The sequence below is a fragment of the Enterococcus sp. ZQ21 genome (assembly GCF_030053755.1).
Taxonomy (GTDB): domain Bacteria; phylum Bacillota; class Bacilli; order Lactobacillales; family Enterococcaceae; genus Enterococcus_B; species Enterococcus_B lactis.
Genome location: NZ_CP125658.1, coordinates 958,992 through 973,264 on the forward strand (window position 1 = coordinate 958,992; position 14,273 = coordinate 973,264).

The 14,273-nt window shown below is 34.3% G+C and carries 15 protein-coding genes and 1 pseudogene; 10 read left to right on the forward strand and 6 right to left on the reverse strand.

Annotated features, from left to right (window positions below; genetic code table 11):
* Window position 1 precedes the first annotated feature (1 nt).
* The 8 genes and pseudogenes from QK255_RS04545 (at window position 2) to QK255_RS04580 (ending at window position 7,428) form a co-directional block, all read left to right on the forward strand.
* On the forward strand, window positions 2–1,261 hold the full coding sequence (locus tag QK255_RS04545) for an ABC transporter substrate-binding protein (RefSeq protein ID WP_002329432.1): 1,260 nt from the start codon (window positions 2–4) through the stop codon (window positions 1,259–1,261).
* Window positions 1,262–1,313: 52 nt separating this feature from the next.
* Complete coding sequence (locus QK255_RS04550) at window positions 1,314–2,210, forward strand: carbohydrate ABC transporter permease (protein ID WP_002293162.1); 897 nt, start codon at window positions 1,314–1,316, stop codon at window positions 2,208–2,210.
* A 64-nt stretch (window positions 2,211–2,274) separates the two neighbouring features.
* Window positions 2,275–3,091: pseudogene (locus tag QK255_RS04555) on the forward strand (carbohydrate ABC transporter permease).
* A gap of 9 nt (window positions 3,092–3,100) precedes the next feature.
* Window positions 3,101–3,763, forward strand: a complete 663-nt coding sequence (locus QK255_RS04560) for a hypothetical protein (protein WP_002293164.1) — start codon at window positions 3,101–3,103, stop codon at window positions 3,761–3,763.
* Window positions 3,764–3,968: 205 nt separating this feature from the next.
* A complete protein-coding gene (alsS, locus tag QK255_RS04565) occupies window positions 3,969–5,633 on the forward strand; it encodes an acetolactate synthase AlsS (protein WP_002329431.1) in 1,665 nt (554 codons plus the stop codon).
* Window positions 5,634–5,645: 12 nt separating this feature from the next.
* Window positions 5,646–6,356: an acetolactate decarboxylase gene (gene budA / locus QK255_RS04570; protein WP_002293166.1), complete on the forward strand. Its 711-nt coding sequence runs from the start codon at window positions 5,646–5,648 to the stop codon at window positions 6,354–6,356.
* A 128-nt stretch (window positions 6,357–6,484) separates the two neighbouring features.
* Complete coding sequence (gene msrC, locus QK255_RS04575; protein WP_002293167.1) at window positions 6,485–6,982, forward strand: free L-methionine (R)-S-oxide reductase MsrC; 498 nt, start codon at window positions 6,485–6,487, stop codon at window positions 6,980–6,982.
* Window positions 6,983–7,167: 185 nt separating this feature from the next.
* Entirely contained in the window at window positions 7,168–7,428 is a 261-nt protein-coding gene (locus tag QK255_RS04580; protein ID WP_002293168.1) for a hypothetical protein, read from the forward strand.
* A 411-nt stretch (window positions 7,429–7,839) separates the two neighbouring features.
* Here the strand turns inward: QK255_RS04580 and QK255_RS04585 are convergent, their stop codons facing one another.
* Complete coding sequence (locus tag QK255_RS04585) at window positions 7,840–8,376, reverse strand: VanZ family protein (protein WP_002293169.1); 537 nt, start codon at window positions 8,374–8,376, stop codon at window positions 7,840–7,842.
* 264 nt (window positions 8,377–8,640) lie between these two features.
* On the opposite strand from QK255_RS04585, the gene QK255_RS04590 reads away from it, so the two are divergent.
* Window positions 8,641–8,913 (forward strand): T9SS type A sorting domain-containing protein, encoded by a 273-nt coding sequence (locus QK255_RS04590; protein WP_207718870.1) that lies wholly within the window; start codon window positions 8,641–8,643, stop codon window positions 8,911–8,913.
* A 424-nt stretch (window positions 8,914–9,337) separates the two neighbouring features.
* Here the strand turns inward: QK255_RS04590 and QK255_RS04595 are convergent, their stop codons facing one another.
* The 5 genes from QK255_RS04595 to QK255_RS04615 form a co-directional block, all read right to left on the reverse strand.
* Window positions 9,338–10,480 (reverse strand): tyrosine-type recombinase/integrase, encoded by a 1,143-nt coding sequence (locus QK255_RS04595; protein WP_002337286.1) that lies wholly within the window; start codon window positions 10,478–10,480, stop codon window positions 9,338–9,340.
* Window positions 10,481–10,742: 262 nt separating this feature from the next.
* Window positions 10,743–12,305, reverse strand: a complete 1,563-nt coding sequence (locus QK255_RS04600) for an SIR2 family protein (RefSeq protein WP_002337285.1) — start codon at window positions 12,303–12,305, stop codon at window positions 10,743–10,745.
* Window positions 12,306–12,572: 267 nt separating this feature from the next.
* Window positions 12,573–12,881, reverse strand: coding sequence for a hypothetical protein (locus QK255_RS04605; RefSeq protein WP_002337284.1), 309 nt, complete (start codon window positions 12,879–12,881; stop codon window positions 12,573–12,575).
* An 85-nt stretch (window positions 12,882–12,966) separates the two neighbouring features.
* Window positions 12,967–13,395 carry an ImmA/IrrE family metallo-endopeptidase gene (locus QK255_RS04610; RefSeq protein ID WP_025479347.1) on the reverse strand — a complete coding sequence of 143 codons (429 nt, stop codon included), beginning with the start codon at window positions 13,393–13,395 and terminating at the stop codon, window positions 12,967–12,969.
* Window positions 13,396–13,399: 4 nt separating this feature from the next.
* Window positions 13,400–13,774 (reverse strand): helix-turn-helix domain-containing protein, encoded by a 375-nt coding sequence (locus QK255_RS04615; RefSeq protein ID WP_002315392.1) that lies wholly within the window; start codon window positions 13,772–13,774, stop codon window positions 13,400–13,402.
* Window positions 13,775–14,077: 303 nt separating this feature from the next.
* Between QK255_RS04615 and QK255_RS04620 the strand changes: the two genes are divergently transcribed.
* Complete coding sequence (locus QK255_RS04620) at window positions 14,078–14,263, forward strand: helix-turn-helix domain-containing protein (protein ID WP_002337282.1); 186 nt, start codon at window positions 14,078–14,080, stop codon at window positions 14,261–14,263.
* Window positions 14,264–14,273: the final 10 nt, after the last annotated feature.

The window sequence follows — 14,273 nt, forward strand, 5'->3', positions numbered from 1 at the left end:
AATGAAGCGATGGAAAAAAATGATGATTGGATCAATAGTTTTAGGAATGTCACTCGTATTTGGTGCTTGTGGTAATCAAGAAGGCAGTAGTGAAGAATCAGCAAATGAAATTACCGTTTCGACATGGAATTATGAAACAACACCTGAATTCAAAGCGCTCTTTGAAGCATTCGAAAAGAAAACGGGAATCAAAGTGAAAGCAGTAGATATTGCTTCAGATGATTATGACACGAAACTTACTACGATGCTTTCTTCTGGAGATACGACAGATGTATTGACGATGAAAAATCTTTTGTCGTATTCAAATTATGCTTTACGAGATCAGTTAGTCGATCAAACAGAACGAATTAGAGAATTAGATACTGATGCTGCTGAAGGAACATATGAAATGTATGATATCGATGGAAAAACATACGCATTGCCCTATCGAACGGACTTTTGGGTACTATATTACAATAAGAAAATGTTTGATGATGCAGGAATCCAATATCCAGAAAATCTAACTTGGGACGAATACGAAGATTTAGCAAAAAAGCTTAGTAAAAATGACGGACAAGTTTATGGAGCATATCAACATATCTGGCGTTCGACGATCCAAGCTATTGCAGCTGCTCAAAACGAAGCGAATCTTGTGGAACCAGATTATCGATTTATGACTGATTATTATGATCGAGCATTGAGGATGCAAAAAGAAGGCGCGCAAATGGATTTTGGCACGGCTAAGTCAACGAAAGTAACCTATCAATCTCAATTTGAAGAACAAAAAGCAGCAATGATGTACATGGGAACTTGGTATATGGCTGGCATACTTGCGAACAAAGAAGCAAATAAGACAGAAGTAGAATGGGGAATTACAGCTATTCCTCAGAAGAAAAAAGGAGAATCGGTCACGACGTTTGGCTCGCCAACAGCATTTGCTGTCAATAAAAACTCAAAGAAACAAAAAGCAGCGCAAGAATTTATTGAATTTGCAGCTAGTGAAGAAGGAGCAAAAGTATTGGCAGGAGTAGGAGTAGTTCCTTCATATCGTACAGATGAGATTGATCAGCTTTATTTTAACCTCGCTGGAATGCCAACGGATGAGATTTCTAAAAAAGCTTTTTCTCCTGATGAAATCAAACTTGAATTTCCGATTGATACGCATGGGCCTGCAATCGATAAGATTTTACAAGAAGAACATGACTTGATTTTGGTTGGAGATGAAACGCCGGAAAAAGGAACGGCAAATATGGAGAAACGTGTAGCTGCTGAAAAAGAATAATCATGAAAGGAGAGAAGCCAAGAGATCAAACGCTCTTGGTTTCGTCATCGAAATGGAGAATAGTATAAATAAGAAAGCTACAAATCATTTGCGTAGAAAACGAACGTGGATCGCTTATTCGTTTATCGCCCCGAATTTCATTGGTTTTTTCGTTTTTACATTAATACCGATCCTGTTTTCGCTTGTACTAGCATTTATGAAATGGGATTCTTTTTCAACGCCAGAATTTGCTGGACTAGATAACTTTCGTAAAATGGCCAACGATGAGACCTTTTGGATTTCTTTGAAAAATACTTTTTTATATACCGCTGCTGTAGTGCCCGGCACACTTGTTTGTTCGTTAGGGCTAGCTTTACTACTAAATCAGAAAATTAGAGGGATGAAGCTTTTTCGTACGATATTTTTCTTTCCGTATGTTACTTCTTTAGTAGCAATTGCTGTTGTTTGGAATATGTTGTTTCATCCAACGATGGGACCAATTAATATCTTTTTAAAGCGATTTATTGAACATCCTCCAGGTTGGACTTCAAGTTCAAATTGGGCGCTTTGGGCAATTGTAATTGTCAGTATTTGGCGCGGGATGGGTTATTACATGATTCTGTACCTTGCAGGACTACAAAGTATCCAAAAAGAATTGTATGAAGCGTCTTCACTAGATGGAGCAAATCGATGGAAACAATTTTTGAATGTGACATTACCTTCGTTGAGGCCAACTACCTTCTTTGTAACGATCATGCTTGTCATCAATTGTTTCAAGGTGTTTGACCTGGTGCAAGTGATGACGGATGGCGGCCCTGGTCGAGCGACAAATGTGTTGGTTTACCAAATCTACAATGAAGCATTCAAAAAATTTGATTTTGGTTATGCTTCAGCTATTTCACTTGTTTTGTTCGTAATTGTTTTGGGCGTTACGGTTGTTCAGTTTTCTTGGAATAAGCGTCGTACTTAGGAGGTATGAAATGGAAGAGAGTGTTCAAAATGAAAGGAAAAAAGCAAAAATTTTTTCAAACGATATGACCTTTATTCAATGGTTGGGTATGATTCTGCTAATAGGGCTAGCTTTATTGACGATCATTCCTTTTTTATGGATGGTTTCTGCTTCATTCAAAGCAAATAATGAAGTGTTCACGATTCCGATTCAATGGATTCCTAAAACTTGGCATTTAGAGAACTATCTGGTTATTTGGTCTCGTATTCCTTTAGTGACGTTTTTTAAGAATACAGCTTTTTTAAGCGTTGTGATCACATTGATTCAGTTGTTTACTTCTAGTTTTGCTGCTTACGGGTTTTCTAAACTGAATTTTAAAGGGCGCGATATTTTATTTTTAGCATATATCGGCACAATTGCTGTCCCTTGGCAGTCTTATATGATCCCTCAGTTCATCATGATGAGAAAAGTGGGCTTAACAGATACGTTGTGGTCATTGGTGCTATTACAAGCGTTCAATGCTTTTGGTGTGTTCTTGTTGAAGCAATATTACAGTAGTATCCCAGATTCTTTATGTGAGAGCGCGCGGATCGATGGCTTATCAGAATGGGGAATCTATCGAAAGATCATTTTACCCCTTACAAAACCGGCGATTGCCAGTTTGACGATCATCACATTCGTTAATACATGGAACGATTATATGGGGCCATTCATTTATTTGTCTTCTACGGAAAATAAAACAATCCAGTTAGGGTTGAAAATGTTTATTGGGCTATTTGATGCAGAGTACGCATTAATCATGGCTGCCTCAGTTGTTTCTGTTCTTCCTGTTGCTTTTATATTTTTAGCGATGCAAAAAATATTTTGTAGAAGGGATCGCTTCATCAGGAATGAAGGAATAGGAGGCGATTATGAAAGAGCAGCGTTTTGACAAAAATGTTTATATGGAATTCTTTTATTGGTTGTATCAATCATTGGCAAGTAGCCTTTGTTTTTGGTGTGTCAATATCTTGTATATAGCAGCTGCGTTCCTTTTGTCAATAGATGGAAGGAATGTCTTTTCCCTTATTTTTTCATTGCTTTTTATTGGTCCGGGTTGCATCGTGATGATAGGCATGACAGAAGAATTAACAAAAGAAAAAAGTTTTTCATCAGTACGTTTGTTCATAAAGACGTTTCGCCGATTTTGGCTAAAGGGATTTTTTTATTGGCTATTTGCTTGGATAGTTAGTGTGATAGCGATTTTTGATTGTTTCTTTTTTATACGTTTTTCTTATGGAAAATGGTTGATTCCGTTGTTTGTTTTACTTGCTTGTTTATCAGTTTCCTTTAGCATCAACTGCTGGTATTTTCAGGTGAGAAATCCAGCGTCAAAACCAAATCAAGTTCTACGAATAGCGTTCTACTATACGTTAAAAAAATGGTATGTGAGTTTACTAGATTTTTTACTATTGACAAGTTTGTTTCTCTTCTTTTTCGTAAAGCCCCAATGGTGTATTCTACTAGGTCCTTCTATCGTATTTGGTTTGATTTACTTCAACAATCGTAAATTGATGAGAACGATGGATCTGTAGACTTTATAAATTGAAACTTTCAACCAAGAATGACAGTTTTTTATGTAAAATCTGTCATTCTTTTTCATTTTTTGAAACATATGGCTAAACAAATGAAATAAAACGTGCTATACTTCTGAATGAAACAGGTTTAGAAACTGTATCACTTATTTGTGATTATTTCTAACTAATAATTAAAAATAAAGCATAAAAAGGACGATGTTCAATGGCCGAAAAAATGAAACAAGGTTCGAAATCTGTAGTAGAAAGTTTGATTAACCATCACGTTGATTATGTATTTGGTATACCAGGCGCAAAAATCGATGGTGTATTTAATGAATTAGAGGATCAAGGTCCTGAATTAATCGTAACTCGTCACGAACAAAATGCTGCATTTATGGCACAAGCAATCGGACGTATCACAGGAGAACCAGGGGTTGTTATCGCAACAAGTGGTCCAGGTGCTAGTAACTTAGCTACAGGTTTGGTAACAGCGACAGCAGAAGGAGACCCAGTTTTAGCAATCGCCGGGCAAGTAAAACGAAGCGATCTATTGAAGTTGACCCATCAAAGCATGGATAATGCAGCGCTGTTCCAGCCAATCACAAAATACAGTGCAGAAATCCAAGATCCGGAAACAATTTCAGAAGTGATTGCCAATGCTTATCGTATGGCTAAGAGCTCAAAAAAAGGAGCGAGTTTTATCAGTATTCCTCAAGACGTAGTGGATGCGCCAGTTGAAGGTAATATCATCAAGCCATTGAGTGATCCTAAATTAGGTTCTGCTTCTGCAGATGATATCCGTTACTTAGCCGAACGCATCAGGGAAGCAAAACTACCGGTATTATTAGTAGGTATGCGGGGATCAAGTGAAAAAGAAACGTTAGCTATCCGTCAATTAGTTGAAAAGACAGCATTGCCTGTTGTAGAGACATTCCAAGCAGCAGGAGTGATCTCACGTGAATTAGAAGCGCATTTCTTTGGTCGTGTGGGATTGTTTAGAAACCAACCAGGCGATATGCTTTTGAAACGAAGCGACCTAGTCATCGCAATTGGTTATGATCCAATCGAATACGAAGCAAGAAACTGGAACGCAGAAAAAGATGCGCGGATCATTGTGATCGATGAAGCACCAGCTGAAATCGATCCATTTATGCAGCCTGAAAGAGAGTTGATTGGCGATATCTCAGCTACTCTTGATTTATTGACAGGTTCATTAGAGCCTCAACAAGTGTCAGAAGATGCGAAAGAATATTTAGCTTCTCTTCAAGCAAAACTAACGGAGCGGGATATTGTCCAATCAAAAGGAGAAGCAGGTATTTTGCATCCTTTAGAAGTCATCAACACACTTCAGTCAAAAGTAACAGATGATATGACCGTTACTGTAGATGTAGGAAGTCATTATATTTGGATGGCACGCCACTTTAGAAGTTATGAACCCCGACATCTGTTATTCAGTAATGGTATGCAAACGCTTGGTGTAGCATTACCATGGGCAATTTCTGCTGCACTGGTACGTCCAAATACACAAATCGTATCAGTTTCCGGAGATGGCGGATTTTTATTCTCTGCCCAAGATTTAGAAACGGCCGTACGTAAAAAATTGAATATCGTTCATTTGATTTGGAATGATGGACGCTACAATATGGTAGAGTTCCAAGAAAAAATGAAATATCAACGGGCGTCAGGTGTAGATTTTGGTCCAGTTGATTTTGTGAAATATGCAGAAGCTTTTGGTGCTAAAGGAATACGAGCTACAAGTGTAGAGGAATTAGAAAAAGCTTTAGAAGAAGGATTTGCGACAGAAGGACCCGTAATTATTGATATTCCAATCGATTACCGTGATAATGAGAAATTGGGAGAAACAATCTTACCAGATCAATTCTATTAAGGAAGTGTCGACATGACTGAAAAAATCTTATACCAGCACGGGACATTAGGAGCTTTGATGGCCGGCTTGATGGATGGAACAGAAACGATTGCTCATATATTGGAAAAAGGAACTCTGGGATTGGGAACATTGCATGGACTTGATGGTGAAGTTATCTTTTTAGATGGCGTAGCTTATCAAGGAAGATCAGATGGCTCAGTTGTCCAATTAGATGGAAGTGAACTTACCCCCTATGCAGCAATTACAGATTTTACGCCAGATACTAGTTTTTCTGTTTCAGAATCTGCAGATGGAGAACAATTGAAAAAAGACATCTTAGTAAAAGAAGATGGGGAAAATCTATTTTTAGCAGTGAAGATAACTGGATTATTCAAAAACATGCATATCCGTATCATGCCGAAACAAGAAAAACCTTATCGAAGACTAGCAAAAATTTCAGAGTCTCAACCAGAATTCCAACAAAGCAACATTCATGGAACATTAGTCGGGTTCTTTACGCCTGAATTATTCCAAGGAGTTGCTGCAGCGGGATTTCATCTGCATTTTATCGATGATACACATACATTTGGCGGACATGTAATGGATTTTGAAGTAACTGAAGGAAAAGTTGAGATTAGCCGCATCTCGTCCCTTGTACAGCACTTTCCAGTTGATGATCCGACTTTTGTTCACGAAACGATTGATTATGCTGATTTAGCAGCAGAAATCCAACAAGCAGAATAAAAAAGACAGCGAGATGCGTTTAAGGTAAACAACCTAACGTATCTCGCTTTTTTGAGAAGCAAACCTAGCGTTTACCAAAAAACTGAGCTATAATCTTTTCCATAGATTAAAAAGGAGCGGTTTTTATCATGTGGACAGAAAAACAGAAAAAAGATGCATACGAAATTCTATTATTACAGCAACAAGGATTATTAGAAGCAGAAGATAACTGGTTAGCAAATTTAGCAAATTCATCTGCATTGTTGAATGAAACATTACCTGAGACCGTCTTTGCAGGATACTATTTATTTGATGGCAATGAATTGATTTTAGGACCGTTCCAAGGGCGAGTTTCCTGCACACGTATCAAGATGGGAAAAGGAGTTTGTGGAGAGTCAGCTGAAAAACAAGCGACATTGATCGTTGACGATGTCAAAAAACATGAAAATTATATTTCCTGTGATTCAGCCGCACAATCAGAAATCGTTGTACCAATGGTAAAAGAAGGTCATTTAATCGGTGTTTTAGATATCGATTGCGGAGTAACGAAAGGGTATGATGAAATCGATCAAGCATTTCTAGAAAAATATGTAGATCTTTTATTAGCAAATTTTAATATAAATGCTTTTTCATTTATTAATAACTAAAATTGACTATTGAAACAAAAAAGAAGAGAAATCAAAAATAAAAAGAGCCGGAAAGACAGTGGACATATCTGTTTTTCGGTTTTTTTATTTTTTTATAAAATCACAAGTGTTATTGGTTTTCATAATCATATTTTAATGGTATTATCATTTTAAATAATGAAAAACACATTAAGGATGGATGAAATATGAATAACGAAACTATCATTTTAGGAAAAAAATATATTTGCCAACCTATTGGCTTGAAACAAAAAGTGGTTGGAGAAGTAATCAGTAAATTAGAAAATTGTGTTGTGATCTGCGTAGACGAATATCATGACGTCGATCGCAATGAAATATTAGAAAAATGCGGAAAAGTAGTGGCAAAATACACTCACGTTTATGAGTTGGAAACGACAGAATGTCTATATAATTACAGCAATAAATATGAACATACTTTAGTTTCATAAAGATTTTAAATAAAGTGCCTTCAAAAGCGAGGAGTCCAAGCTTTTGAAGGCACTTTATTTAGTTGGCGTTGTTTTTTATATGTCTCTTTTCTTTTTAAGTGGCACAATAATTGTAAATTTTCTTTAATTGATTCTCTATGCAACCTGAATCTAGTTCAGTATATAAAAACTAGTTTCGTTTGCTTCACTGTCAGAAATTCTCCTTCGCTTCTTTTAGATTATATACAAGGTATCTCTAAAGTCCTTTTAGTTGCCAAAATTTAATAACAAATAAAGTATAATGATTATAGCTTCTCTAATTTCACTTTATTTAATTGTAGACATTATTTTTAAATAACAAACATAATCATTAAAAAAGTTTTTGCCATATCCTCAAGTACTTGTTCTAGCTTCCAGTATATGTTTCTATTTTTATCTTATTTTTTTATTTAAACTAAAAGACGTAATTTCAAATGAAAATTTATTGAATAAAGATTCCATTATTATAGTGCCCACAACGAAACCAGCAGCATTTGCAATAATATCCCCTACATCAAATATTCCTAAATGAAAAACATATTGTGCTATTTCAATTAACCAGATACCCAAAACCACTATGCCTAGATGTTTTTTATTTAATGATAGTATCCAGCCTAATGGTATAAACATGATTATATTCAGCATCACGATTATCGCATCCCCATTGATAAAATCAGAAAGAAATGATAAAGGATTGGATTCTAGTCCTCTTATTCCAATGTTTTTTAAAAAGAGCAGATAAATTAATACTAAAAAATAAAGAACATAAAATCCAATGATTACTTCCTTATAAATTTTCTTTGTAAAAAAACTTAGTAAAAAAATATAGAGAAAAAAAGTAATAATTATTATTTGGATAAATGGAATCCAAAAATCAACATCTCCACTAGGAGGAAAAATAGAGAGTGAGTAAAAATAAAGATATTTCATGTAAAACCATCTGGAAAACAAAAACGATAAACATAGTAATGAAACATTTAGAAATAACAATTTTATTTTAATTTTTATGCTATTAATAGTAGAATTCTCCTTTCAAATTTGTTTCTATTATTATAACAAAAAAACATAAAGGAGCTATACTATGAAAAATATATGAAAAAAACTATCGCTCGCATTTTTAATACTAAGTTTTTTTTCTGCAACAGTTGTAAACGCTGCTACCGCTATGACATATAGTGGGACTGGTATTTGGTCATGGAGATCTGTCAACAGTGGTCTACTTCAACTACACGTTCGTATACTGTTAGGCATAATCTAACTAGACGGAGTGCTGGAGCATCTACTGTGTTGAATGTTGCTATTGCACGGCAGAATCTGATAGGCTCAACTATAGTTTCTTCTAGGAATTTTTCTGGAACTAGCAACGGTACTTTCACAAGTTCATTAACTTCTGGCACGTATTTTCTTCGATTTGAAAGTAATGAGCGGACCAAAACATTTGACATAAATGGAAGTGTCACGTATTAATAATATTCTATCTCCTTAAAAAAATTCTATAAATGACCAGTAAAAGTACAATTGGCCGTTCATTTTACTGGTTATTTCTAATGTTTTCTTGATAGATACTCATTATTTATGGTAATTTCTGATTGGTATTTTTTTATAGGAACTAATAAAGTTAAAACGGATAAATCTATAAAGAAAATTATTGAAGGAAAGACTGTTGACAAAGAAAAACTAAGTGTGACAATATACGCGAAATTCTAATTGTTAAATAAAAAGCAAAAAATTCAAATTTTTTTTAAGCCAAAATAAAAAAACGTTGATTTATCAACGTTTTTTACAGTATCTATTAGTCTCAACCATACATATATGGAGACGGCGGGAGTTGCTTAAATGCTATTATATCAATACTTAAATTTAATTGAATGCCATTTTGAATGCCACATAGCTAGAAATCTATAAATTTATTGAACTTATCTGCTAATTGTTCTTTAGCAAGTTTTGATACATGAGCGTACGTGTTCATAGTAGTTTGAATATCCTCATGACCTAAACGAAACTGTACTTCTTTAAGCGATGCTCCCATTTCGATCAACAAGCTTGCTTGAGTATGTCTGAAACCATGTACAGTAATTCTAGGTAGTTTTTTCTTTTGCTTCTTGTCCATTTTGTCTTGTATACTCAAAAGCCACTTTCGAGAGGTATCAAGACTCATTATATCATGTGGTTTTTTTGCGCTTGAATGTCCAAAAATGAGCCATTCATCAGATGGAGGTTGAGCAGCTTCTTTCCATTCATTAAGCTTGTCTAAAGTGCCTTGATCGATTGAAATAATTCGGCTAGATCCAACCGTCTTGGTTGTGTCAATTTCTAGTCCGTTTGCAGTTCTAGTAACAGCTTTATAGATGTTGACTGTTTTAGCCTTGAAATTTATATCTCTCCACTCAAGAGCACCTGCTTCTTGTTTTCTCATGCCAGTCATAGCTAGTAATCGAAAAAAAGCCTGAATCTTTAGATTTGGCTGATTATACAGTTCGTCAAGAAATAATTTTAGCTGTTTTTTATCATAAAATGGTTCTTCAGTAGTTGTTTTTTTTCTTCTTTTCGGTTTACGTATAGCGTCTGTAGGATTGGACTCTATTATACCGAATCGAACAGCGTATTTAAATACTAATCCTACGTAGTTCATCATCTTAGGCGCGGTATCATATTTATTTGCCCATTTATCCATTAGTTCCTGTATTTTGATAGGAGTAATTTCAGATATATATATGTCTCCCAATTCATCTAACACATGATTTTTAAAAATTCGTTCTGTTTTTAACAAAGTTGATCCGCGCACTGTTCTTTTGTACTCGGTCATCCATAGATCGTATACGTCCTTATATGTTTTTGGTTTTTCTTTTTTCATTAAAATATCTTCATATTCACTTTGCAATCTTGCGAGTGCTAATTTTGCTTCACGTTGAGTTTTAAAATTTCGACGAGTAGTTTTAACAGGTTTTCCTGTTTCTGGATTGATTCCTAAATAAGCTTGGAACTTCCACGCTTTTTCACCGTTTTTTTTCTTGTATTGTTCAAATGTAGCCATTTGAATCGACTCACTTCCTTTGATACAATAGGCATCATCATAAAGAGGTCTACTGTATAGGTTTGTTTTTTCTTAGAACACGCTCGCTTTAGTCGGTGTGGCGTGTGTGTGTTTCTGTTTTTTAGATATTGCTTTGAAAAATTGTTGATGTGAGTTATAATAAATATGAGTTAAGCATTAACTTCTTATATCCTGTTTGAGCCGACCTCTTGGTAGGTAACATCTTCCTGTTGATGTTATTGTTCCATGGTTTGCTCTTTTTTTATTTGTATTTTATGAAGTCGTAAATTCGAATTAACCTTCTGAGTTCTCCATTAGTGTTGAAATTATCTTTGTCCAAAGTATTTCTTAAGTAATCCCCGAGTTCTTCGATGTTTTCTTTCCTGTAATGAACTAAGGAGAGGTTTTTCATTCGATCATTTCTAGGTCCTCTCAAAGCATCTTTGACTGTCATATCTTTAGGCGATTTCTTCTTTTCCGAATTGTATTTGAGAGATAAAAATTTACTAATATCATTAAATCTATCTATATTTTTCTTAACAATTGGAGGTATTAATGTCTCTTCAATTTGAGAAGTATATTTTCTGATAGGTAGATAACCTGATGTTTTTAATAGTGCATAGGGTAAAGTCTCTTGAACAAATAATGTTGGTTCGTAGTTACCGTCATTAAAAACAGTATCTCTAAAAATCTCGTTTGGAGTAATCAAACGATAACCATTCTTCGCTCTCTCCATCATCCCGAATCCATAATAAAATTCTATTTCAGATAACTCCTCTGAAGAAAGCTCTCTATCTGGCAATGACAGCATCATCCGATTTTTTGGGTCGTTCGTCAGAACGATGTTATACATATCTTCTTTAACATAACGTAGCATTTTTATAGGATATTTGGCTTTATTTTGACCTAAAGTTTTATATAGAAGAGAATAATCATTAATTGCAATTTTTTTGATAGTTATTGAACGACCATTATCAAACGAAATGGTGTAGGTTGAGTCGACATAAGTTTCTACCTCAGGAGCCCACACTATATAAAATAGTCGATCTTCAATTTCTTTCAATTGTTCTTGAGATAAACAAGCTTGGATATCATTTAGAATTTGACGAATATCTTCGTCACCAATAGAATATCCGATAAAAAAAATTGGGTGTTCGACAAATATTGTTAATAATTTTGCAGCAATATATTTATGTTTTTTTGCAATTAAATTATAATCTTTAGTATTAATTAAAATGGAATTCGGATCAGACAAACTCCCATGAATCTTATAAATTTCTCCTAAATCATATTTTGTATGGAATAATAACTCTTCTTGAGAAGAATAAACTTCATAGTCAAATAGATTTTCTTGCAAAGTATCGTAGTTAGTAGTAATTATACCTGCGATAGAACTGGGTGTTATTTTTTTGAGAGCATCTATCTCATGATCTAATCCAGGAAGGAAGTTTGTGAAAGATTCTAAATAAGTAGCGATTTCGATTTTTATCGGAGGTGTACCTTTTTCTTCAATTAGATTCCAATACTTTTCTCTATTTACTTTGAACCTGTCCTCGTCGTACCATACTTCATCAAGATCATCAGAAATAATATCACACAAGTAAGTCATGTAACTGTTGTATTCAGTTTCAATATTGAATTCTTTTGCAGCCTGCCTTTTTGCTTTTTGAAATCCAGTTTTATTTTGATAAGTTAAATCTGCAATATATTCAAGAAGGGATAACCAAGTAGGAATATTTAGATATCTTCTTGAAAAGCCAGATCCAAGAAAAAGAAAGGGCATTGAATCAGCTTTACTTAAAAAAGGAGATAAAAATTTATCCATATAATAACTTCCTCTCAGTGCACATAGCACGTTTTTTTATATTTTTTTTGTTGTATAAACTCCTCCATTGTATTAAGGAATGAAGTTTTAACTAGTGATTCAATATATGTTCTGCTATTTTGTGGGTGAACACATTTCCACCGATTGTGATTGGAAATTTAGAAAGGGTATTTTTGTCTCAGACTCATCAACTCCATTTGGATGAATCTATTAAATTATTTTTTAAATCGGAAATTAGCTCTTGCTTTAGACGATAGGGTGTGTTTTTTATTTAAACATATTTATTATGAGCCAAATGCAAAGCAAACCCAATGGCAACATAAATACAAAACAACCAATTTGTGAAATGAAACTTCCAGTTTTTTCTATACTTTCGCCAGATTTCTGCATCTTTTCTCCGGCTCTGTATAGTTTAGAATTTGCTAATCTTGATTCATAATTGTAAAAAACTTGATGTACTTCTTCAGGAGAAAATTTTCCTCCACAATTAGGGCATTGGGTTGTGTTGAAAGTTAAAATAAAGTCTTTCTTACAAAAATTACAATTTATTTTTATCCGCTCTTTCTCCAAATCCATTTTTAACTCCTCATTTCTATGATATTATTTTTATGTAGAATCTTAGAAATAAGGTTTTTAGTCCGTGTTGCAGCACGGGCTTTTTTTATACAAGAAACCGATAAGCGCTTTCGGGCAATCCATATAAATTCTTTAATTTTTCGATTTGCCTCGGATATTGATCATTATCTTCTTTATAAAGAGAAACGATAAGATTAGCTGCAAAACAGTTAGCTTCGCTTTCAGATTTACTACGAGATGTCCTTGTAGATACGTAATAACTAGACAAGCCACGATGAAAAATAGCGTGACCTAATTCGTGAGCGCAAATGTAGAATCTTTCCTCAGAGTCTCGCAGTTCATCATTTAAAAAGATTATTGCACGATCTCTAATTTCTTGAAACTGCCCTTTGGGATTCTCGATAAAAGGAACGTATTGAATTTTAATGCCCATCTTTTCACAAATATAAAAAGGATTAGCGGACTGGTATTTCCGCTTCAACTCCTCGACTAAAATAATCGTATCCATCTCCATAAGCTCACATCTTTTTGCCTTTTTCTTTGTCTTCTTTCACAATATCCCAGAAAGTCGCTATAAGGATATCTTTTACGCGCTGTATTTGTTCAGGTGTCAATGTTTCCCCACCATAAGACATATTAACATTTGAGTCTAGTAGTTTATCAAGTTCAACCACTTCCTCTTTTGTAGCCCATTTGGGAACATTATTATTTCCCAATAAATAATCAGTTGTGACACCAAAATAATCAGCAACTTTCTTTAAGTTCTCAGATTTCGGCGAAGCTTTATCCCATCTTCTTATTTGTCCATTAGAGATGCCCACCTGTCTTTCTACTTCTGCTATAGTCACATGCTTTTCGTCTGCTAATTCTTTAATCTTAGTAACTAAACTCATTATTATCAACCTTTCAAAGCTGAAAAGAAAATAAATAGCTTAAAAGTTATATTTTTAGTTGACAATTAGCTTTTAAGCTAGTATATTTAATTCGTAAGCTAAATTGTTAGCTAAATAAGAGCAACAAAAATCTCTACTAATTTAAAACATTCTCTCGGTCGCCAAACTTAGAAATGTTATTTTAGAGGCTTTTTATAAGTCTTATTTAACTATGTATTCATAATAGATTAAAAGCTAATAAGTGTCAACGATTTAGCTAATTTTTTAGCTTAAAAATTATTTGTTTAGAAAGGAGCTATTTTTATGTCTGAGAATTTAGACTTAAAAATTCGAGCGGAGATGAGAAAAAGAAGAATGACTTTCAAAGAACTAGCTGCGCTTGTTGGTATTTCAGGAGCTTATTTATCAGATATTCTAAACGGCAATCGTGATGGAAAGAAAGCACAACAGCATATCGAAACTGTAAAAGATATTCTAGGAATTCGATAGGGAGGAAGCA

Bases quoted from the DNA above. Each gene is read 5' to 3' on its own strand.
- QK255_RS04545 (WP_002329432.1), top strand. From the start codon at position 2: ATGAAGCGATGGAAAAAAATGATGATTGGATCAATAGTTTTAGGAATG.
- QK255_RS04550 (WP_002293162.1), top strand. From the start codon at position 1,314: ATGGAGAATAGTATAAATAAGAAAGCTACAAATCATTTGCGTAGAAAA.
- QK255_RS04560 (WP_002293164.1), top strand. From the start codon at position 3,101: ATGAAAGAGCAGCGTTTTGACAAAAATGTTTATATGGAATTCTTTTAT.
- alsS (WP_002329431.1), top strand. From the start codon at position 3,969: ATGGCCGAAAAAATGAAACAAGGTTCGAAATCTGTAGTAGAAAGTTTG.
- budA (WP_002293166.1), top strand. From the start codon at position 5,646: ATGACTGAAAAAATCTTATACCAGCACGGGACATTAGGAGCTTTGATG.
- msrC (WP_002293167.1), top strand. From the start codon at position 6,485: ATGTGGACAGAAAAACAGAAAAAAGATGCATACGAAATTCTATTATTA.
- QK255_RS04580 (WP_002293168.1), top strand. From the start codon at position 7,168: ATGAATAACGAAACTATCATTTTAGGAAAAAAATATATTTGCCAACCT.
- QK255_RS04585 (WP_002293169.1), bottom strand. From the start codon at position 8,376: ATGAAATATCTTTATTTTTACTCACTCTCTATTTTTCCTCCTAGTGGA.
- QK255_RS04590 (WP_207718870.1), top strand. From the start codon at position 8,641: ATGGAGATCTGTCAACAGTGGTCTACTTCAACTACACGTTCGTATACT.
- QK255_RS04595 (WP_002337286.1), bottom strand. From the start codon at position 10,480: ATGGCTACATTTGAACAATACAAGAAAAAAAACGGTGAAAAAGCGTGG.
- QK255_RS04600 (WP_002337285.1), bottom strand. From the start codon at position 12,305: ATGGATAAATTTTTATCTCCTTTTTTAAGTAAAGCTGATTCAATGCCC.
- QK255_RS04605 (WP_002337284.1), bottom strand. From the start codon at position 12,881: ATGGATTTGGAGAAAGAGCGGATAAAAATAAATTGTAATTTTTGTAAG.
- QK255_RS04610 (WP_025479347.1), bottom strand. From the start codon at position 13,395: ATGGAGATGGATACGATTATTTTAGTCGAGGAGTTGAAGCGGAAATAC.
- QK255_RS04615 (WP_002315392.1), bottom strand. From the start codon at position 13,774: ATGAGTTTAGTTACTAAGATTAAAGAATTAGCAGACGAAAAGCATGTG.
- QK255_RS04620 (WP_002337282.1), top strand. From the start codon at position 14,078: ATGTCTGAGAATTTAGACTTAAAAATTCGAGCGGAGATGAGAAAAAGA.